Genomic DNA, 19,718 nt, shown 5'->3' on the forward strand with positions numbered 1-19,718 from the left:
TCGGCGGTGTCGATCTCAACCCGCCGCCGGCTCGCGCGGCAGCCACAGCGACAGCCAGCCGCCGAGCGCCAGCAGCGCGACATTGCAGCCGAGCGCGATCGTGAAGGCGTGCGCGTAGTCATCGGCCAGCGGATGCGGCCCGAGCAGGCTGTAGAAGACGCCGCCGATAATCGCGACGCCGAGTGCCGCGCCGATCTGGAAGGTCGAGATCATCATGCCCGACGCCAGCCCGGCATGGCGCGGATCGATGCTGCCGATCACGGCCTTGATCACCGAGGGCATCACGGTGCCGAAGCCGAGCCCGCCGCAGATCAGGCCGAATTCGAGGCTTTGCGGAAGCGCACCGCCGACCGACAGCATCACGACACCGAAGCCGACAATCTGGAGCGCAAAGCCCAGCGTCAGCGTGCGGGCACCGAGCCATTGCATCACCAGCGATGATACCAGCGAGCTGACGAAGAAGCCGGCGGCAAAGGGCAGGGTGGCAAGGCCGGCTTCCAGCGGAGATTGGTGCAGGCCATTTTGCAGGTAGACCGCGAAGGTCAAATAGAACGACGACAGCATGTAGAAGGCGAGCGCCATCACCAGCCCGATCACGAAATCGCTGTTGCGCAGCAGATGCGGCGCGACCAGCGGATCGCCGCCACGGGCTTCGAGCCGCGCCTCGAAGCGGACGAAGGCGGCGAGCATCAGCGGAGATGCCAGCAGCATCGCGACGATCCAGATAGGCCAGCCGGATTCCCGGCCCTCGATCAGCGGATAGACCAGAAGGCCGAGCGTGAGCGACAGCAGGATGACGCCGCCGACGTCGAGCCTCTGCGCGCGCGCGGCGCGCGAGTCGGCGAGGTACAGCAGGCCGCCGACGAAGGCGGCGAGGCCGATCGGCACGTTGATCAGGAAGATCGCCTGCCAGGCCAGTCCGAACGGTTGCGCCGAGACGAGCACGCCGCCCAGCAGCTGGCCGCAGATATTAGCAAGGCCGAAGGTCGCGCCATAGAAGCCGAGCGCGCGGCCCTGTTCGGTCGCCGGAAACAGCACGCGGATCGAGGCGAGCACCTGCGGGGCCATTACAGTGGCGGTGAGGCCCTGCAAGATCCGTCCGGCGACCAGCATGGCCGGTGACCACGCGATGCCGCACAGCACGGATGCGATCGTGAAGCCGGCGACGCCGGTCAAAAACATCTGCCGCCGCCCCAGGAGATCGCCGAGCCGGCCGCCGGTGATCAGGAACACGGCGTAGGTTGCGGCATAGGCCGAGATCACGAACTGCACGTCGCTCGAGCTGGCGCCGAGATTGTCGCGAATGGCTGGCAGTGCGAGGTTGACGACATTGAAATCGAGGATCGGCAGGAAGGCGCCGGTGAGCAGCACCGGCAGCGCCCGCCATCGCCGCGGGTCGACCGTCGCCGGGCGCGCGGCGTGCAATCGCAACGTCTCGGTGGTCTCGCTCGTCACCTGCCAGCTCCTCTCGGTAATCGACGGCGCCCTCACGAGGGGGGCCGTCGGTTGAACGTCCGGGAAAGATGGCCTGTCCGTTTGTGATAAGATATTATCCAGCCCTGCGAAGGGAGCTTGCAAAAATGCACAGTGTCCTCGACTGGAACGACCTTCGGCTGGTCCTCGCGGTCGCGCGGGAAGGCAGCCTCTCGGGGGCGGCGCGCCGGCTCGGCGTCACGCATTCCACCGTGTTTCGCCGCCTCGGCACGATCGAGGATGCGATCGGAACGCGGCTGTTCGAGCGTTTCCGCGACGGCTACGCGCCGACACCGGCCGGCGAGATCGCGGCGGCTTCGGCAGCCCGGCTCGAGGACGAGGTGCTTGCGCTCGAGCGCAAGCTGGCGGGACGGGACCTCAGGCCGTCGGGACCGGTGCGGATCACGACGACGGACACGCTCGGCGCGGTGCTGATGCGGCATCTGCCGGCGATGCGCGCCGCGCATCCAGAGATCCAGCCGGAAATCATCTTCTCGAATGCGATGGCGAACCTGACGCGCCGCGAGGCCGAGATCGCGATCCGGCCGACACCGGCGCCATCCGAACTGCTGGTCGGACGGCGCATTGCCGATATTGCCCATGCGGTCTACGGATCGCGCGCCTATCTCGCCCGCCGCGTCGACAGGAATTTGTCGGTGCACGACTGGATCGGGCTCGACGATGCGCTGGCGGGGACCGTCATCGCCGGCTGGATGCGCGAGAACCTGCGTTCGGCGCGGACCACCTGCCGGGTCGATGCGCTTCCGGCGCTGCGCGATGCCGCGGCAGCGGGACTGGGGCTTGCCCTGCTGCCCTGCTATGTCGGCGATCTCGCGCCCACGCTGCGCCGCCTGACGCCGAAAGCACTCGCGGAGCCGCGCTCGGCGCTGTGGCTATTGACCCATGACGATCTCAAGCGCACCGCGCGCATCCGCGCGACGCTCGATTTTCTCGCCAGGGCGCTCGCCTCGGAGCGTGCGCTGTTCGAGGGAAAGCGCGCCGGAAGCGCGCGCCGCTAGTGTCCCGAATCCGAAGTTCGCATCATTTGCCGCACCTTCGGAGCGAACTTCGGATTCGATAAGGACACTAGCAAACTTATGATTCTAGTGTGCTTTATGAATGCGAAGTTCGTGAAAGTGGCTGCCGCGAAATCGCACGAAGTTCGCATTCAGCACACTAGAGGGCCGGCGCACAGATCGTTCAGGAGCCGACAACTTCCGTGACGGTATGGATTTCCTCTGTCGCGCGATTGGCAGGCATCCGATGATGCTCGCGAAAGGCACCAACGATCGTCTTCAGCACCGCGCGTGATTTTGCATCTGACAGCGCCGACAGCAGCATGATCTCGGACGGCGGCAGGGCAGGCAGGCCGAGCCGCCCGCTGACCTCGATGGTCCCGGCCGGGGCGAGCCGGCGCGAGAATACCGACGTAGCGAGGCCTGCGGCGACCGCATCGGCGACGGCAAAGGACCCGCAGCCGAGGAAAGTTTCCGTCCACGGGATGTTCGCCGCCGCCAGCGCGCGCGTCGCGATGTTGAGCACGCCGCAGGACGGCGAGGAGGCGGCGAGCCGCAGCGGCTCGCCCGCGCGATGGACGAAGTCCGGCGTGGCGAACCAGCCATAGTGATCCGTCGCCAGCATTTCGCCGTCGCGGCGGTCGTCCTCGCGGCGGATGATGGCGGCATCGATCTCGCCGCGATCGAAGGCGTCGAGCAGGTCGCGGGAATCCTCGAGCCGGACTTCGATGGTGAGCGCCGGGTCGTGCGCATGCAGCCGCGCCAGCAAGGTCGGAACCTCCGCGCCTCCGACATGGGTGGCAATGCCGAGCGAGAAGCGACGCGGGCGCACGGGCGACAACGCCGCGACGGCGCGATCATGCGCGCCGAGCAATTCCTGCGCCGGGGCGAGGAAAGCTGCGCCCTCCGCCGACAGGCGCACCCGGCGCGGTGTCCGTTCGATCAGCCTGTGGCCGAGCTGGCTTTCCAGCCGCTTCAACTTGACGCTGATCGCGCCCTGCGTGGTGCCGAGTGTTTCAGCGGCGCGCGTAAAGCTCTTGAGGTCGGCGATGGTCACGAATGTCTTCACGGTGTCGACGTCGAGCGTGGTCATGTCAGTCATCCGGATTTGTTGTCTCTGAAATATCTAGTCATCCAATTCACCAATGCTCAAGCCATGACTAGCTTTGCGTTGTGAAGCGCCGTGGCCACCCGATTCCTGCCGCTGCTGCCTCAATACATCGTGAGTCGATCGACCGAGGCTGCTGCCAGCACCCTGGCAACAGCGTGCGGTATGCCGTTGGCTTGCCACAACAAAAGGCCTGATCATGTCTACTGAACTGAGCCGCCGCGGCGCTGTCGTGCTGTCTGCCGTATGCCTTGCCTGCCTGATGTTCGGATTGGAGATTTCCAGCATCCCCGCGATCCTGCCGACGCTGGAGCGAGTGCTGCATGCCGACTTCAAGGCACTGCAATGGATCATGAACGCCTACACGATCGCGGTCACCACGGTGCTGATGGCGATCGGGACGGTCGCGGACCGCTATGGACGCAAGCGCATCTTCCTGGTCGCGATCGCGGCGTTCGGCATCACCTCGCTGATCTGCGGCATTGCCTCGAGCGTCGAAATGCTGATCTTCGCCCGGTTCCTGCAGGGCCTCAGCGGCGGCGCGCTCTTGATCTGCCAGATCGCCGTGCTCTCGCACGAATTCCAGGGCGGCCGGGTGCGCGCCGTCGCCTGGGGCTGGTGGGGCGTCATCTTCGGCATCGGCCTCGGCTTCGGCCCGATCATCGGCGGCGCCGTTGTCGCGGTGCTGAGTTGGGAGTGGGTGTTCCTCGTCCACGTGCTGTTCGCGGCCGCGGCGTTCGTGCTCACGATCGGCGGTGTGCATGAATCGAGGGACCCAAAGGCCAGCAGCCTCGACGTCGCCGGTATCGTGACGATGTCGGTCGCGGTGTTCTGCCTCGCCTTCTACATCACGCAGGGGCCGGATCTCGGCTTCGTCAGCTTGAAGGGGCTTGCGATCCTCGGCGTCTCCGCGGCGAGCTTCGCCGCGTTCCTGGTTGCCGAGAGAATCAGCCGGCGGCCGATGTTCGACTTCTCTGTCTTTCGGATCCCGGCTTTCTCCGGTTCGATCGTCGGCTCGGCGGCGATGAACCTCAGCTACTGGCCTTTCATGATCTATCTGCCGATCTGGTTTCATGCAGGCCTCGGCTATGACAGCGTGTCCGCGGGACTTGCCTTGTTGGCCTACACGCTGCCGACGCTGGTGATGCCGCCGTTCGCCGAACGACTGTCGCTGCGCTATCAGCCCGGACTGATCATTCCGGTGGGGCTGTTCACGATCGGCGCCGGATTCATGCTGATGAAATTCGCCAGCGCCGCCGCGCAGCCGGACTGGCTGACGATGCTGCCCGGCTGCCTGCTCGCCGGAATTGGCCTCGGCATCACCAACACGCCGGTCACCAACACGACGACCGGCTCGGTCTCGAGCGACCGCGCCGGCATGGCCTCGGGCATCGACATGAGCGCGCGGATGGTTTCGCTTTCGGTCAACATCGCGCTGATGGGCTTCATCCTGGCAAGCGGCGTGCTGGCGCATCTGAAGGCGGTGCTACCGGCGCTGGACGGCGCGCAACTTCGCGCGATCGGCGAGCGAATCGCGGCCGGCGACGTCGCAGCCGCGCCGGAGCTGACCGGCCCGGTCGTGCATCAGGCACTCGCGAGCGGCTTCGGCTGGGTGATGCTCTATGGCGGCATCGGGGTGTGGATCATGGCCGCGCTCAGCTTCCTGATCTTCAATGCGCGGCCGGTGCGGCAGGCCGAGGCTCACGGCACGAAGTGAACACGATGTCGCCGTGCCTGCCCAGGCGCCGGGGCGGGCAGGCGGTACCGGTCACTTCACGAGGGTCAGCAGCGGCTTGTCCTTCTCGACGATGTAAGTCGCAAGATCGCTGGCGGTGACGTCGCCGACATTCCTCGCCGCATGGACCGTGCCGGCGGGAATGAACAGCACGTCGCCGGCCTTCAGCCTCGCCGGCGGCCTGCCGTCGACGTCGTATTCGAGGGGGCCGGCGAGCACGTAGATGATTTCTTCGCCCGGATGCGTGTGGCGGCCGAAGGCCTTGCCCGGCGCGATGTCGACCCGCACCTGCACGGCTTCATGCCCGCCGACGCTGAGGTCGTGGCGCTGCAGGTCGGTTCGCGTGAAACCGGTCGGTTGCTGCGCCTGTGCGCTCGGTATGGTCAGGAGGCTGGCGGTGAACAAGGCCGTCCTTGCGAGCAGGCGCGTTGCCTTCATCAGCTTGCTGGTCATCTTGAACTCCAGTCTTCTGGACTTGCCCGACCGCGAGCCGGCAAGCGGCCGGCCCGCGTCGGAGATCGTCATGTGCTCGTTTCAGACGAGGGTGGTCGTGACATCGATGTTGCCGTGGACCGCCTTGGAGTAGGGACAGATGCCGTGCGCGGCTTCGATCAGCTCCTGCGCGACCTCGCGCTCGACGCCGGGGACGTGGACGTTGAGGCGGGCGTTCAGGAAGAAGGCGCTGCCGGCCTGGTTCAGATCGATCTCGGCGTCGACCTCGGGCTCGCTCGCGAGCTTGACCTTGCGCTGACCGGCGGCGAGCTGGATCGCGCCGATGTAGCAGGCCGACCAGGCGGCCGCGAACAGGTTTTCCGCGGCGGGGTGCGGCTGCGGCAGCTTGACGTCGAGGAAGCCGTCGCGCGAGCGGGCGGCGCCGTTCGGGCCGGCGGTGACGTGGGTCTTTCCGGTGACGAGAACCTTTGCATTGGCGGTCATGGCGAGCTCCTTTGGGATGAAATATAGATCGTATCCGATCTAATCGTGTGCGCGTCGAAATAGGCTTCAGGCTTGATCGTGTCAAGCACTTCCGATTTAATCGGATACGATTTATATGGATCGCGACATCACAAACTCCGGAGCCGCCCGTGACCCGCACCTCCAAGGCCGAGACCAAGGGCCGAAAACTCTCGAATTTTCTGTGCTTTGCGGTCTATTCGGCCAATCTGGCCTTCGGCCGCGCCTACAAGCCGATCCTGGATGCGGTCGGCCTGACCTACACCCAATACATCGCCATGGTGGCGCTGTCGGAGGCGGACGAGCAGACCGTCAGCGCGCTCGGCGAAAAGCTGTTTCTGGAATCCAACACGCTGACGCCGATCCTCAAGAAGCTGGAGCAGAGCGGCTATATCAGCCGCGTCAGAGATCCCGCCGATGAGCGGCAGGTTCGCGTGAGCCTGACGGCGGCGGGCCGGCGCCTGCTCGACAAGGACATCAATGTGTCCCTGGTCGAAGCCACCGGGCTCGGAGACGAATTTCCCGTCGTGCAGAAGACCGTCGCGAGGCTGCGCGACAATCTGCTGCGCAACACACGCGCCGATCCGAGGAAGGGATGATCCTGCGGGCCAAACCCGATCCTGAATTTGCTCTAGCCAACGAGCTCAGGAACTGCGGGTCGCGACGCGCTCGTCCCACTTCGATCCGATCCAGGGTGCACGGGCCCCGGCAATTTGATGCGAACAAGAAGGCCGTGCCGCGTGTTGTCGTGCAGCGACAGCTGGCCGCCATGCCCGCACACCATGGCCTGCGCGATCGAAAGGCCAAGTCCGAAGCCGCTTGTCTCGTCCATGGTGCGGGCCTCGTCTCCGCGGACGAACGGCTTCAGCATTTCGGCCCGGCGGTGCTCTGGAATCCCCGGACCGTCGTCCGAGACATCGATGGTGGCCTGATCGGCTGACGCGGTCAGCCGGATATCGACTTCGCTACCGAACCTCAGGGCGTTCTCCACCAGGTTGGTCACGGTGCGGCTGATCTCGCTCGGGCGGATCAGGAGCGAAGCCCTGTTCGGGCCCTGGTAGCGCACGACGTGACCGCAATCGGAGAATTGCTCGCAGATCGTCTGCAGCAGCGCAGCGACGTTCACAAGCGTCGGCTTCGCCGCGCTGCCGCCGCTCAGGAATGACAGCACGGATTCCAGCATCGCCTGCATCTGATCGAGGTCGTGCAGGGTCTCCGCGCGCTGGGCATCGTTTTCGATATATTCGGACCTGAGCCGCAACCGGGTGATCGGCGTGCGCAGGTCGTGACTGATGGCGGCGAGCATGCGCGTGCGGTCATTCATCAACGTGGTGATGCGTTCGCGCATGCGATTGAGCGCGACTGCTGCGGCGCGGATTTCCTCCGGGCCGGTCTCCGGCAGCGGCGCGGCCGCCTGGCTGATGCTGAAATTCTCGGCGGCGCGGGCGAACGCGGACAGCGGCGCGCTGAGCGCGCGGCCCGCCCACACGCCGAGCAGCGTGACGCTGACGAACAGGAACAGGAATGTGCTGACCCAGAATCCGCCGAAGAAGGGCGGCATTTTAGTCGGGCCGATCGTCGCTTCGAACAGGGCTCCGTCCGGCAACCGAGCCGCCGCCGGCGCGGTCTTCGAGGAAAACTCGTCGATATCGTCGACGCCGGGCGGCTCTGACGAAGCACCGTCAGACGAGCCCGGACCTGCGTCGCGCAATGTGAGGTGCAGGCGAGGAAAGGCTCGATCGGCCGCGCGCAACAGCGTTGCGCGATCGGCCGCAGGGGCCTCGGCCAGAAGCTTGGCAACCAGCTGGAACTGATGGATCGGCCTGTCCGCCAACGATCTCGGCTTCTGGCTGACGAAATAAAGCCCGATCAGCGCATGGATGAGCACCAGCGACAGCAGGATCAGCGCGGCGATCTGGCCACTGATCCGGTGGAAGCTGAAAAGCGCGGCAATCCTGCGGGTCCAGCTCATGCGTCCTCCACATGCGGTGTGAAGATGTAGCCGCCGGTGCGTACCGTCCGGATCACCGACGATCCTTCGCTCGTATCGAGCTTGCGGCGAAGCCGGCTGACCAAGACGTCGATGCTGCGCCCGAATGGACTGGCCGGCCGGCTGCGCGTCATGGTCAAGAGGCCATCGCGCGTGAGGATCCGGCCGGGTCGCTCACAGAACACCTGCAGCAGGTCGAACTCCGCGCTGGTCAACGGGACCTGGGCGCCGTCGGGATCGCGCAGTTCGCGCAGGCGAAGATCGATGGTCCAGTCCTGGAAGCGCAGGCGCGCGGCGCTTTGGCCCGAGCGCCCGGCAAGGCCGGCCTGGGCCTGGCGGCGCAGCACCGCGTTGATCCGCGCCAGCAGCTCACGCGGATTGAACGGTTTGGCGAGATAATCGTCCGCGCCCATCTCGAGCCCGAGGATCCGGTCGAGGTCCTCGCCTTTCGCCGTGAGCATGATGATCGGGATCGTCGAGTCGCCGCGCAGGCGGCGACACAGGGTCAATCCATCCTCTCCGGGCAGCATCAGATCGAGGATGACGAGATCGAGCGAATGCCCGGCGAGGTAACGATCCATTTCCCTGCCGTTCGAGGCCGTGGCCACCAGGCAGGATTGGTCGCGCAGGTAGCGGGCGATCAAGTCTCTGGTCGGCAGATCGTCCTCGACGACCAGGATCTTTGGAGTGTGTGCAAGCATGGTCAGCGACTAGGTCCTGTCAAAGTCATGTTGTGCGCGATCTGGTGCGCGCTCAGCCACCAATCGACCAGCATAGGCGTCGCTTGTGGGCGGCATTGCGCCTTTTCGTAAGCATAGTGTTTCTGAACTGTAAGCGTCGCTCGCAGCCCGAAACAATCCGCGATGCTGGCTGCATCGCGTCGCGCTAACAGTCCCAAACCACTGGAAATAATTCCGCAATCCTGCAGCCACACCGCAGCCATCACCATCCCGACACAACGGCGGGCTTGTTCGCGAGGTGTGGAATGAAGACGTGGCGGGGCTTTGTCGCGGCGATCGTGCTGTCGGGCTTTTCGATTCCGGGGGCGCCGGTGATATGGCCATTGTTGGCTCCGGCGGCGGCCCAATCGCTTGATGCGATCACGGTCGAAGGCAACCGGAGGGTAGAGGCGGAGACCATCCGCTCCTATTTCAGGCCGGGGCCCGGCGGCCATCTCGATCAGGCTGCCATCGACGACGCCCTCAAGGAGCTGGTCGGGACCGGGTTGTTCCAGGACGTCAAGATCAATCGGGCGGGCGGCAGGATCGTCGTTTCCGTGATCGAGAATCCAGTGATCGACCGCGTCGCGTTCGAGGGCAACAAAAAGATCAAGGACGAGCAGCTCTCGGCCGAAATGCAGTCCAAGCCGCGGGGCACCCTGTCGCGGCCGATGGTGCAGTCCGATGCACTGCGGATCGCCGAGATCTATCGGCGCTCAGGCCGCTACGACGTGCACGTCACGCCGGAAATCATCGAGCGCTCGAACAATCGCGTCGATCTCGTCTTCACCGTCGACGAGGGAGCGAAGACCGGCATCAAGACCATCGCGTTCATGGGCAATAACAGTTTTTCAGCGGCGCGCCTGAAAGACGTGATCAAGACCCATGAGACGAACTTCCTGAGCTTTCTCGGCAATGCCGACATCTATGACCCGGATCGGGTCGAGGCCGACCGTGACCTGATCCGCCGTTTCTACCTGAAGCACGGTTACGCGGACGTCCAGGTCGTGGCTGCACTCGCCGAGTATGATCCGGAGCGCAAGGGTTTTCAGGTGACGTTCAAGATCGATGAGGGGCAGCAGTACCGCGTTGCGACGGTCGGTTTCCGCTCGAATATTGCGGGCTTCGATCCGACGACGCTGCGTTCATTGTCGCGCGTCAGCGAAGGCTCGCTCTACAATGTCGAGGCGGTCGAGAAATCGGTCGAGGACATGCAGATCGAAGCGTCGCGCCGCGGCTACGCCTTCGCGGTGGTCCGTCCGGACGGTGACCGGAATTTCGAGGCCCACACGGTGGGGATCATGTTTCGCGTGGAGGAGGGGCCGCGCACCTATATCGAGCGGATCGACATTCGCGGCAACGACCGCACCCGAGACTACGTGATCCGGCGCGAGTTCGATCTCTCCGAGGGCGATGCATATAACCGTGCGCTGGTCGATCGCGCCGAGCGGCGGCTGAAGAATCTCGACTATTTCAAGACGGTCAAGATCACCACCGAGCCCGGCTCGACGAGCGATCGCGTCGTTCTGATCGTCAACCTGGAGGAAAAGTCGACCGGCGACTTCTCCGTGTCTGGCGGTTATTCCACGACGGACGGCGCGCTCGCCGAGGTCAGCATCTCGGAGCGAAATCTGCTCGGCCGCGGCCTGTTTGCCAAGGCAACGGTCAGCTACGGCCAGTACTCGCGCGGCCTGTCGCTGTCCTTTGTCGAACCGTATTTGCTCGACTATCGCGTCGCGCTCGGGCTCGATGCGTATTACAAGGAGCAATTGCCGACGGACTACACGACCTATGGCGTGAAGACGATCGGGTTCTCGCCGCGGCTCGGCCTGGCCTTGCGCGAAGACCTGACCCTCCAGTTGCGATACTCGCTCTATCAGCAGGAAATCTCGCTCGATAGCGCCTACGCGAACTGCAACAACAATCCGTCCAACCCGTTGCTCGCGTTCAATCCGACGCCTGCCTACATCCAGAGTGTGCTCGGCGGCGTCGATCCCACCAACTCGGTCTCGTCGGGGCTGTATGGATATGGCTGCTACGGCGACGGCGAATCCACCTTGCCGGTGCGCAAGGAGCTGGCCGCAGGGGCGACCTGGACCTCGCAGATCGGCTACGCCCTGAGCTACAACACCGTCGACAACAACAAGAACCCGACCGATGGCCTGCTGATCGACTTCAAGCAGGACTTTGCCGGCGTCGGCGGCGACGTGACGTATCTGAAGAGCGCGGTCGACGCGAAATACTATACGCCGCTGGTGTCCGACCTGGTCGGACTGATCCACCTGCAGGGCGGCCTGCTCACCAAGGTCGGCGACAACGATCTGCGCATGCTGGATCATTTCCAGATGGGGCCGAATCTGGTGCGCGGCTTTGCCACCAACGGCATCGGCCCGCGCGACATCACCTATGCGAGCCTTGGCGCGGTCGGGGATGCGCTCGGCGGCACCAAATACTGGGGTGCGTCGATGGAGCTGCAGATGCCGTTCTGGTTCCTGCCCTCTGAGGTTGGGCTGAAGGGGACTGTCTATGCGGACGCCGGCTCGCTCTGGGGTTATCAAGGCCCGACGTCGTGGGCCGCGACCGGCGAGGTGAATACGGCTGCTTGCAAATGCGGCCTCCAATACGACGACGGGAACGTGGTGCGAACCTCGGTCGGTGTCGGCCTGATCTGGGCCTCGCCGTTTGGCCCGCTGCGCTTCGATTACGCCGTGCCGCTCACGAAGGGTAAATACGACATCGTGCAGGAGTTCCGGTTCGGAGGCGGGGCGTCGTTCTGAGCCGACGGTTGCTCCGCTTGCCGGACCGCGCCGCGGGTTGCGGCCAGCGTGACGCCTGCCATGCCGCCCTGCGGCTTGCGGTATCAGGCGAAGCGGGGCAGGCTGCATTGGTTCAATTTCCGATCCGAGGCAATCCATGTCACGCGTGTCAATCAAGACCAGGAACGACCTGCCGGGCGAGCTCAAGCCGCTGTGGGACAAGATGACCACCTATGGCGCGTTCGAGAACCAGGCCGGCGTCATGGCGCAGCGCCCGCCGATCTTCAAGCACATGTGGTCGCTGCTGGTCGATCTCGCCGACGAGGCGGTGGTCTCGAAGCGGCATCTCGAGCTCGCGCTGGTAACGGTGTCGCTGCTCAACAAGTGCGATTATTGCGTGTCGCACCATGCGCCGAAGCTCGCGATCCAGGGAGTTTCGGAAGCGGGCGCCGAACGGCTGCTCGACTATCAGGATCATCCCGAGCTCGATGCGCTCGACAAGCTCGTGGTCGAATATGCGATCGCCGTAACCAACAACTGGAACAAGACCCGCGACGAGATCTTCGCACGGCTGCGCGAACATTTCTCGGAAGCGCAGATCGTCGAGCTGACCTGGCGGATCGCGCTGTGCGGCGCCTTCAATCGCTTCAACGACATCTTGCAGCTCGACGTCGAGCAGGGCGTTCCGCAGCGCGAGGCCGCGGAGTGACGGCCTGATCAGGCCTCAGTCAGGATGCCGCCGCCGAGCGTCGCCAGCACGAAATCGGCGCGCGCGGACGGCGATACCTTCGGCAGGTGGATCACGTCGTAGCCGAGCGTTGGAAGCGTCTCCATCAGCCGCCGATACTCGGCCATTGCGGCCTCGAAGCCGTGCCGCCGCTCCGGATCGGTGAGGTAGATCTCGGGCCACGGCGGCGTCATGAACACGCATCTGTGGTAGCGATGGACGGAGCAGGTCGGGTGCAGCACCGGCTCGCCCGTCAATGCCTGCAGCGCCGACGCCGCGTCGACCAGGCCGCGATCGAAGAACACCCATCCGGAATGGGCTTTGGCCATCTCCATATCTTTCAGTGCGACGTCAATGGCGCGATGCAGGAATGCTGCCGCATCGACCCACGGCAGCGCCTTGCCGCCGGACGCGAGCTCATGGGCGATGATACGGCGGCCGGGCTCCTCGACGACCGGATAGCCGCGCGCACGCAGATCGGCCAGCAGCGTCGATTTTCCGGCGCCGGAGCAGCCGGAGATCAGGACGAAGCGGTTTTGCAAGAGGTATCCTTTCATCAATCGTCACACCGCATGAACGAGCACTCCGCAAACGCGGGTTGCCCGATAGGCTTGAAATCTTGGGGAAGAAGGCGCGCGGAAATTCTCGACGCGCGGAGTGAGCATAGCCTCGAATGTGACGCAAATGGGGGCGCGCTTGACGAATTCTTCAGTGCCGCGCCGATAACCTCGATCAAGCATGGTTGTATCAAGCTTGAAGGGACGACGTACATGGCATCACGCTCGATCATCTGCACGACGCTCGCGCTGCTAGTCTGCGCCGCGGTGCTGCAGCCTTCGTGCGCAGCGGAATCCGGCGAACCGATCCGCGTCGGCGCCGTGCTGCCGTTTTCCGGCGGGGTCGAGCTTTACGGCCAGCAGGCGAAACTCGGGCTCGATCTCGCCGCCAAGGATATCAACGCGGTGGGTGGCATTCTCGGCCGGCCGGTCGAGGTTATCTATGTCGACGACAAGACCCGGCCGGGTTCGGCCGCTGAGGCGATGCGCTCGCTGGTCGAGAAGCAGGGCGTGCTGGCGGTGGTCGGTCCGATCACCTCGCGCAACCTGAATGCGCTGGTGCCGCTTGCCGAGAGCTCGAAGACGCCGCTGCTCTATGCCACCAATTACGAGGGCGGCAAATGCAGCCGCTATCTGTTTTCGTTCGGCGCGGTGCCGAACCAGGAGCTCGGCCAGCTGCTGCCCTACATGACGCAAACCTTCGGCAACACGTACTTCCTGCTCGGCGCCGACCGGGTCTGGCCGCACCAGATGTTCGGCATCGCGCAGCCCTTGATCGAGAAGCTCGGCGGCAAGGTGGTCGCGACCAAATACACGCTGGGGACGGAGACCGACTTTTCACCGCTGATCAGGGAGGTCGCGGCGAGCAAGGCCAAGGTGCTGTTGTTCGCGCTGAAGGGCGACGGGATGGATTTCATCCGGCAGGCCGACGAGGCCGGATTGCTAAAGGACATCACCGTGGCATTCCTCGGACTGTCCGAGGTCGACCTCGGCATCTTCCGCGGCAAGGGCCAGAACATGGTCACAGTGGTGCCGGCGGTCGCGGCGAGCGAGGATCCGGCCGTCAAGGCGTTCGTGGCGAAGGCGCGCGCCGCCGCAGAGCCGGGTGTCGCGGTGTCGAACTATGTGATGACGCATTACAACACGCTGATCGCGCTCAAGGCGGCGGCCGAGAAGGCCGGCAAGCTCGACAAGGAGGCGATCGTCGACGCGATGGCGGGCCTTGCCATTCCGTCGCCGACCGGCCCTGTCACGCTCGGTCAGGATCATCACGCGGCGATGAGCATGTTCATCGCCAGGACGCAGGGTTCGGAACTCGTGCAGGTGCGAGCACTCGGCGAGATCACACCGAAGCCGGGGTGCAGTCTGGCTGGCCGCTGACCAGAAGGAATATCTCGGTAGCCGCGCCAGACGCCACGCTCGCAAAAAAGTGAGCTGGCGGGCGCGCCAGCTGTCGGTTCCACTCCGGTCCGTTCGTCTTGCAGCCAGAACGAGCTGCATAGGAGTTCCGGAATGAGCAATTCAACCTATCGCTGGGTGATCGTCGCGGCTGGCGGCCTGCTCGGCTGTGTCGCGATCGGCGGCATGTTCTCGCTGCCGGTGTTCCTCCAGCCCATGGCGCGCGAGACCGGCTGGTCGGTGACAGGCATTTCCAGCGCGATGACGATCGGCTTTCTCGCTATGGCCTTCACCAGCATGATCTGGGGCACGCTGTCCGACCGCTTCGGGCCGCTTCCGGTGGTGCTGACCGGATCGGTCGTGCTGGCGGCAAGCCTCGCGCTGGCCAGCCAGACAACATCGCTGCTGGCCTTTCAGTTCGTGTTCGGCGCGGTGGTCGGCGCGGCAACGGCGGCGATCTTCGCGCCGATGATGGCCTGCGTCACCGGCTGGTTCGACACCCATCGAAGCCTCGCCGTTTCGCTGGTGTCGGCCGGCATGGGCATGGCGCCGATGACGATGTCGCCGCTTGCGGCCTGGCTGATCTCCCACCACGACTGGCGCACCGCGATGCTGATCGTCTCGGGCGTGGTCAGCGCGATCATGATCCCGGTCTCATTCCTGGTGCGCCGCCCGCCGGCGCTGCAGGGCGACCACGCTGAAGCGGTCTCCGAAAACGGCGAACCGCCGATGTCGCTGGCGCAGGCGCTGCGCTCGCCGCAATTCATCATCCTGATTGTGACCAATTTCTTCTGCTGCGCGACCCATTCGGGCCCGATCATCCATACCGTGAGTTACGCGGTCACCTGCGGCATTCCGATGGTTGCTGCGGTGACGATCTACAGCGTCGAAGGGCTCGCCGGGATGGGCGGCCGCATCGCCTTCGGCCTGCTCGGCGACCGCTTTGGCGCCAAGCGCGTGCTGGTGCTCGGATTGCTGGCGCAGGCGTTCGGCGCGCTCGGCTACGTCTTCGTGCGCGAGCTCGCCGCATTCTACGCGGTCGCCGCGATCTTCGGCTTCATCTATGCCGGCACCATGCCGCTGTATTCCGTGCTGATCCGCGAGAATTTTCCGCTGCGGATGATGGGTACGGTGATCGGCGGCACCGCGATGGCCGGCAGCCTCGGCATGGCGACCGGACCGCTCGCCGGCGGCCTGATCTACGACACCTTCGCGAGCTACACGTGGCTCTATGTCGGCTCCTGGGCGGTCGGCATCGGCGCGTTCCTGATCATGATGACGTTCCGCCCGATGCCGGCGGCGCGGCCCACGGCGGTGCCGGCGCCGGCGTGAGGTTTGACCTCCGTCATGCAGCGCGCCGCTCGGACAGACGCATTGTTCTTGCCGAGCGGCGGGCAAAAGGGGCAACGTTGTGGTGTCATTGCATCGGTCGGGCGTCCAAGGCTGAATGCCATGACTGTTGGCACGACGTCAGGCGCATGAGAGCCCACTATGTACCGTGATCTCCAATGGTCCCCGGCCGAGAAGAAGATTGCGCGCAAGGCCTATGATTCGGCGGTGGAGTGCGCACTCGCCAAGGTGATGGTCGAATTCAAGAGCAGGGCCGTTGCGGCAGCGACGCCGTTGGAGATGTGGGAAGTTGGCGAGTATCTGCATCAGCGAAGGAGGGAGCTCGATGAGATGTTCGACTATCGATACTCGCAGCTCCCGCTTGTCTTCGCACGGCTCATCCGAGAACAGCATCTCGACGAGACGCTGCTCGCGGGTTTGTCGGACGAGAAGCGCCAGGTGATCCGCTCTATTCTTTCACTGGCCGAAAGGTGATCGCAAATCGCTTCACGTGCGGCTGCGCTTCGGTCGCCGGATGGCACGCACCTTGTTGTTGGCGGAGCCGCTTCCGCAGAAGAAGCGGTCGGCGCCGTCGGACTCGAGGCCAGAGACGAACACGCCCTGCGGCATCTCCAGCTTTTCCATGACTTCGCCGGTCTGCGGGTCGATGCGCCGCACGTCGCTTTCATCGCCTTCCCAGGTGCCGTGCCAGAGTTCGCCATCGACCCAGGAGACGCCGGTGACGAACCGGTTGCTTTCGATGGTGCGCAGAACCTTGCCGGTTTCCGGATCGATCTGAACGATGGTGCGGTCGCGATACTGGCCGACCCACAGCGAGCCCTCCGCCCAGGCGAGGCCCGAGTCGCGGCCGCCGCCGGGTGAGGGGATGGTGGATATCACGCGCCCGCTGTTCGGCTCGATCTTCAGAATGCGGTCCTCGGCGATCTGATAGAGGTGCTTGCCGTCGAAGGCGGTGCCGGCATGAGCCGCGATCTCGAGGGTGCGGGTGGTGTTGCCGCTGTCGGGATCGAAGGCGACCAGGCGATCGCCGGCCGCGAACCAGACCTGCTCGCCGTCGAAGCTGACGCCGCCGACGTTCTCGACGCCGTCGAAGGGGCCGTATTCCCGGATGATCTCGGCCGTGGCCTTTTTCATGTGCGCTCCTGTCGCCTGGAGCTTCAATTCTGATTGAATCAGAATCGAGGCTCCAGAATCCTGCTTTGACGCGTTTTCTCCACGCGAACCGGTATCCGCTTCGCTCGAAAACGCTTCCGATTGCGCCCCGATGCTAGCCGTTCGGCAGCGGGGCAGGGAGTAACAACGTCGTCGTGAATCCCGGCACCGGCGGCGTCATCCAGCGCCGGGCGCGGGCGCGGCCGACCGATTGCACCTTGCCGGTGGCGGCCAGCGCGTCGAGCGCACGCTGCACGGTGCGCTGGCTCGCCCCTAGTGCGACCGACAGCGCCGAGCTCGACCAGGCCTCGCCGTCGGCGAGAAAAGCCAGCACCGCGGCATGCTCCTCCTCGACCGGCAGCGCCAGCACGGTCACCTCGCGCCGGCCATGCGGCTGGAGCACAAAGCCGTCAGGCGTGGCGCTGAGATCGGCCAGCGGCCGCAGCGCCCGGCGCAGCCGTCCGATCTCGACCCGCAGCCGCGCCCGGTGTGATTCATCGGCGTGCTTGCCGCGAAACGCCCGCGCGATCAGCGTGCCGCGCGACACGTCCTGCGGCCACGCTTCGCCCAGCGCGCGGGCAAGCGCGAACAGCACCGGCCGCCGGGTCAGCGAGACCGTCGTGCCGATATCGCGCACGACGTAGCGGCAGGCATCGACGACGAGCGCCTTCGACGCCATCAGGGCTTCGACCTCCTCGAGCAGGAGCGGCCGCTCGCTACCGCGCGCGATCAGGCGCGCCGCGGGCGTGGCGAGCAGGCGCGCGGTATTCTCGACCTCGGCCGCGAGCTCGGCGATGCCGGCGCGGCGCGCGGCTTCCCTTGCGAGGGCCAACGCTTCGCGTGCCGGCTTGGTCTGCAGCCGCCGCATCGCGATTCCGGCGACGACCAGTTCATGGCCGACCCGCAGCGCCGGCGGGAACGGTGCCGGGTCGAGGCCAGCAAGCATGCGCTCGGCCGCATCGAGGCTCCCGATCAGCATCAGGCGGCGGATTTCGAGATAGCCGGCATGGGCGGCATTGAGTGCATCGCCTCGTGCCGCGAGCGTTGCGCGCGCCGCGGCGAGGCTCTTGCCGGGAAAGGAAAGGTCGCGCGACACCAGCGCGATCTCGGCCTCCGCCACCACGCAGCGTGCCCGCGCGACGGCTTCGCGCGGGCCGAAGGCGCGGCCGGCGCGCCGCAGCAGCTCCTTGGCGCGGGCGAAATCGCCGAGCCGGGCCATCGCGATGCCGCGCAGCGCCAGCGCCGGCGCATCGTCGCGCAGGGCCACCCGTTTCAGTGCGCCGAGGGGATCACCCGCCGCGAGCGCGCGCGCCGCAGCTATGATCAGCGAGTCCATTCGAATCCCGACACACTTGTCACTCTCACCCTCCGAGGCCCGGTCCTAACCTAGCACATGACGACATGGATCATCTCCAGAGAGATCGAACGATGACCGGTTTCGAAACACGAGAAGGTTGGGTGAGGGGGCGGTTCAGCGGACGCGGGCCCATCGTGGCGCGCTTTCTGTCGCTGGCGGCGGCGCCGACCTTCGCCGTGATGGCGCTGATTGCCGCGATGGCGCCGGCCGACATGATCTGCGGCGCGATGCAGGGACCGCTGTCATTGCAGGGCATGGTCCCGATGTACGCGCTGATGAGCGCATTTCATCTGGCGCCATGGCTGCGCCTGTTCAGATGACCGGCTCAAGTCTCCGGCAAAGTGAAGACCGCGCATGGCCGCGCAATGCCGCGCAATTCATGACTGCCGAGCGCGACCAGCGGCGTCTCGGTCTCGGCGGCGAGGGCGCCCGAAACCAGCACGGTCTGCTCGAGCGGCTTGCAGAGCCCTTCGAGCCGGCTCACCAGATTGACCGCGGCGCCGATCGCGGTGAAGTCGAGGCGGTCGGCGGCGCCGATATTGCCCCAGTGCACCTCGCCAAGATGCAGCGCCGAGCCGAATGGCAACGGCGGCAAGCCCTGCTTGCGTCGCTCTGCATCGAGATGCGCCATGCCGACGCGCGCCGCCGACACCGCGCGCAATGCCGCCTCGGATGCGCTGCGCGCGCTGGTCGTGACCGGAAAGATCGCAAGCAGGCCGTCGCCGATGAATTTCAGCACCTCGCCGCCGAAGGCGTGGATGGCGCCCGCGATGCGGTCGAACCAGGCATCGAGCGCCGCGATCACCTCGGCAGGCGGATGGCTTTCCGACAGCGCGGTGAAGCCGCGGAGGTCGGCGAACAGCAGCGCGGCCCGGATGGTTTCGCCGGTATTACGCCGCAATGGCGATGCCAGCACGCGCGCCGCGCTGCGCCGGCCGAGATACGCCTCCAGCGCCGCCGTCAGTGTCGCGCGCGCCGCGAGCGCGGCGAGCGGCGCGGCCATGAACCGCGCCGCCTCGCGCAATTGATCCGCCTCGGCAGGTGTGAAGGCGCGTGTCCCGATCCAGCCGAGGGTCGGGCCATCCGGCCGCGTTCCAATCGTGCCCTCGTGGATCGGGCCGGGCGCGAGAGTTCCGAGCCAGCGCCGGCCGGCGTCGCCGGATCCCACCATATCGGGCATCGCAAAAGGTTGTTCCGGCGCGAATCCGAGCGCTTCGATGACCTCGCCATTGTCGGCACGCCACAGCCAGGTTCGTCTTGCAATCAGGGGGTGCGGAACCTCGAGCGTCAGAGCGCCGCCGGCAAGCGGCAGGCCATCCGTGATAAGGTGGCTACCGAGGTCCGCCAGCAACCGGTTGGCGCCCGCGGTTTCGGCGGCGGCGTCGACCAGCCAGCTCAACGTCGAGGACAATTGCATCACACCATC

General features: G+C 65.6%; 19 protein-coding genes. 9 read left to right on the forward strand and 10 right to left on the reverse strand.

The features are described 5' to 3' along the window. Positions 1-15: 15 nt before the first annotated feature. Positions 16-1,455, reverse strand: a complete 1,440-nt coding sequence (locus tag ACVI1L_RS31780) for an MFS transporter (protein WP_456784693.1) — start codon at positions 1,453-1,455, stop codon at positions 16-18. 125 nt (positions 1,456-1,580) lie between these two features. Here ACVI1L_RS31780 and ACVI1L_RS31785 point away from each other — a divergent pair, with 125 nt between their 5' ends. Beyond that, the gene (locus tag ACVI1L_RS31785) at positions 1,581-2,492 is read left to right on the forward strand and encodes a LysR family transcriptional regulator (RefSeq protein WP_456784694.1); all 912 of its coding nucleotides are present in this window, start codon (positions 1,581-1,583) and stop codon (positions 2,490-2,492) included. A 181-nt stretch (positions 2,493-2,673) separates the two neighbouring features. On the opposite strand, the gene ACVI1L_RS31790 is transcribed toward ACVI1L_RS31785, so the two are convergent. Continuing rightward, complete coding sequence (locus tag ACVI1L_RS31790) at positions 2,674-3,582, reverse strand: LysR family transcriptional regulator (RefSeq protein WP_456784695.1); 909 nt, start codon at positions 3,580-3,582, stop codon at positions 2,674-2,676. A gap of 214 nt (positions 3,583-3,796) precedes the next feature. Here ACVI1L_RS31790 and ACVI1L_RS31795 point away from each other — a divergent pair, with 214 nt between their 5' ends. Next, positions 3,797-5,314, forward strand: coding sequence for an MFS transporter (locus ACVI1L_RS31795; RefSeq protein WP_076831810.1), 1,518 nt, complete (start codon positions 3,797-3,799; stop codon positions 5,312-5,314). Between the two features lie 51 nt (positions 5,315-5,365). Here ACVI1L_RS31795 and ACVI1L_RS31800 read toward each other — a convergent pair whose 3' ends face one another. After that, positions 5,366-5,770, reverse strand: a complete 405-nt coding sequence (locus tag ACVI1L_RS31800; protein ID WP_456785637.1) for a cupin domain-containing protein — start codon at positions 5,768-5,770, stop codon at positions 5,366-5,368. 96 nt (positions 5,771-5,866) lie between these two features. Next, complete coding sequence (locus tag ACVI1L_RS31805; RefSeq protein WP_456784696.1) at positions 5,867-6,268, reverse strand: Ohr family peroxiredoxin; 402 nt, start codon at positions 6,266-6,268, stop codon at positions 5,867-5,869. A 119-nt stretch (positions 6,269-6,387) separates the two neighbouring features. Here ACVI1L_RS31805 and ACVI1L_RS31810 point away from each other — a divergent pair, with 119 nt between their 5' ends. Beyond that, positions 6,388-6,885 carry a MarR family winged helix-turn-helix transcriptional regulator gene (locus tag ACVI1L_RS31810; RefSeq protein WP_371852172.1) on the forward strand — a complete coding sequence of 166 codons (498 nt, stop codon included), beginning with the start codon at positions 6,388-6,390 and terminating at the stop codon, positions 6,883-6,885. Between the two features lie 32 nt (positions 6,886-6,917). Here the strand turns inward: ACVI1L_RS31810 and ACVI1L_RS31815 are convergent, their stop codons facing one another. Beyond that, positions 6,918-8,258, reverse strand: coding sequence for an ATP-binding protein (locus ACVI1L_RS31815; RefSeq protein WP_456784697.1), 1,341 nt, complete (start codon positions 8,256-8,258; stop codon positions 6,918-6,920). Then, positions 8,255-8,977 carry a response regulator gene (locus ACVI1L_RS31820; protein WP_092089826.1) on the reverse strand — a complete coding sequence of 241 codons (723 nt, stop codon included), beginning with the start codon at positions 8,975-8,977 and terminating at the stop codon, positions 8,255-8,257. The genes ACVI1L_RS31815 and ACVI1L_RS31820 overlap by 4 nt, the downstream gene beginning before the upstream one ends. A 284-nt stretch (positions 8,978-9,261) precedes the next feature. On the opposite strand from ACVI1L_RS31820, the gene bamA reads away from it, so the two are divergent. Next, positions 9,262-11,772 carry an outer membrane protein assembly factor BamA gene (bamA, locus tag ACVI1L_RS31825; RefSeq protein ID WP_456784698.1) on the forward strand — a complete coding sequence of 837 codons (2,511 nt, stop codon included), beginning with the start codon at positions 9,262-9,264 and terminating at the stop codon, positions 11,770-11,772. A 136-nt stretch (positions 11,773-11,908) separates the two neighbouring features. Continuing rightward, positions 11,909-12,460, forward strand: a complete 552-nt coding sequence (locus tag ACVI1L_RS31830) for a carboxymuconolactone decarboxylase family protein (protein ID WP_076831821.1) — start codon at positions 11,909-11,911, stop codon at positions 12,458-12,460. Positions 12,461-12,468: 8 nt separating this feature from the next. On the opposite strand, the gene ACVI1L_RS31835 is transcribed toward ACVI1L_RS31830, so the two are convergent. Next, positions 12,469-13,035, reverse strand: coding sequence for an AAA family ATPase (locus tag ACVI1L_RS31835; protein WP_057019814.1), 567 nt, complete (start codon positions 13,033-13,035; stop codon positions 12,469-12,471). Between the two features lie 213 nt (positions 13,036-13,248). Here ACVI1L_RS31835 and ACVI1L_RS31840 point away from each other — a divergent pair, with 213 nt between their 5' ends. The 3 genes from ACVI1L_RS31840 (at position 13,249) to ACVI1L_RS31850 (ending at position 16,257) form a co-directional block, all read left to right on the forward strand. Beyond that, positions 13,249-14,415, forward strand: a complete 1,167-nt coding sequence (locus ACVI1L_RS31840) for an ABC transporter substrate-binding protein (RefSeq protein WP_456784699.1) — start codon at positions 13,249-13,251, stop codon at positions 14,413-14,415. Positions 14,416-14,547: 132 nt separating this feature from the next. After that, positions 14,548-15,765, forward strand: a complete 1,218-nt coding sequence (locus ACVI1L_RS31845) for an MFS transporter (RefSeq protein WP_456784700.1) — start codon at positions 14,548-14,550, stop codon at positions 15,763-15,765. Between the two features lie 159 nt (positions 15,766-15,924). Continuing rightward, positions 15,925-16,257 (forward strand): hypothetical protein, encoded by a 333-nt coding sequence (locus tag ACVI1L_RS31850; RefSeq protein ID WP_456784701.1) that lies wholly within the window; start codon positions 15,925-15,927, stop codon positions 16,255-16,257. A 12-nt stretch (positions 16,258-16,269) separates the two neighbouring features. Here ACVI1L_RS31850 and ACVI1L_RS31855 read toward each other — a convergent pair whose 3' ends face one another. Then, complete coding sequence (locus ACVI1L_RS31855) at positions 16,270-16,917, reverse strand: Vgb family protein (protein ID WP_057019817.1); 648 nt, start codon at positions 16,915-16,917, stop codon at positions 16,270-16,272. Positions 16,918-17,050: 133 nt separating this feature from the next. Then, positions 17,051-18,271, reverse strand: coding sequence for a helix-turn-helix domain-containing protein (locus ACVI1L_RS31860; RefSeq protein ID WP_456784702.1), 1,221 nt, complete (start codon positions 18,269-18,271; stop codon positions 17,051-17,053). 155 nt (positions 18,272-18,426) lie between these two features. Here ACVI1L_RS31860 and ACVI1L_RS31865 point away from each other — a divergent pair, with 155 nt between their 5' ends. Then, positions 18,427-18,612, forward strand: a complete 186-nt coding sequence (locus tag ACVI1L_RS31865; protein ID WP_050386687.1) for a hypothetical protein — start codon at positions 18,427-18,429, stop codon at positions 18,610-18,612. 5 nt (positions 18,613-18,617) lie between these two features. On the opposite strand, the gene ACVI1L_RS31870 is transcribed toward ACVI1L_RS31865, so the two are convergent. Further along, entirely contained in the window at positions 18,618-19,709 is a 1,092-nt protein-coding gene (locus ACVI1L_RS31870; protein ID WP_456784703.1) for an adenylate/guanylate cyclase domain-containing protein, read from the reverse strand. Between the last annotated feature and the right edge of the window lie 9 nt (positions 19,710-19,718).

The organism is Bradyrhizobium sp. USDA 4516 (assembly GCF_054055915.1).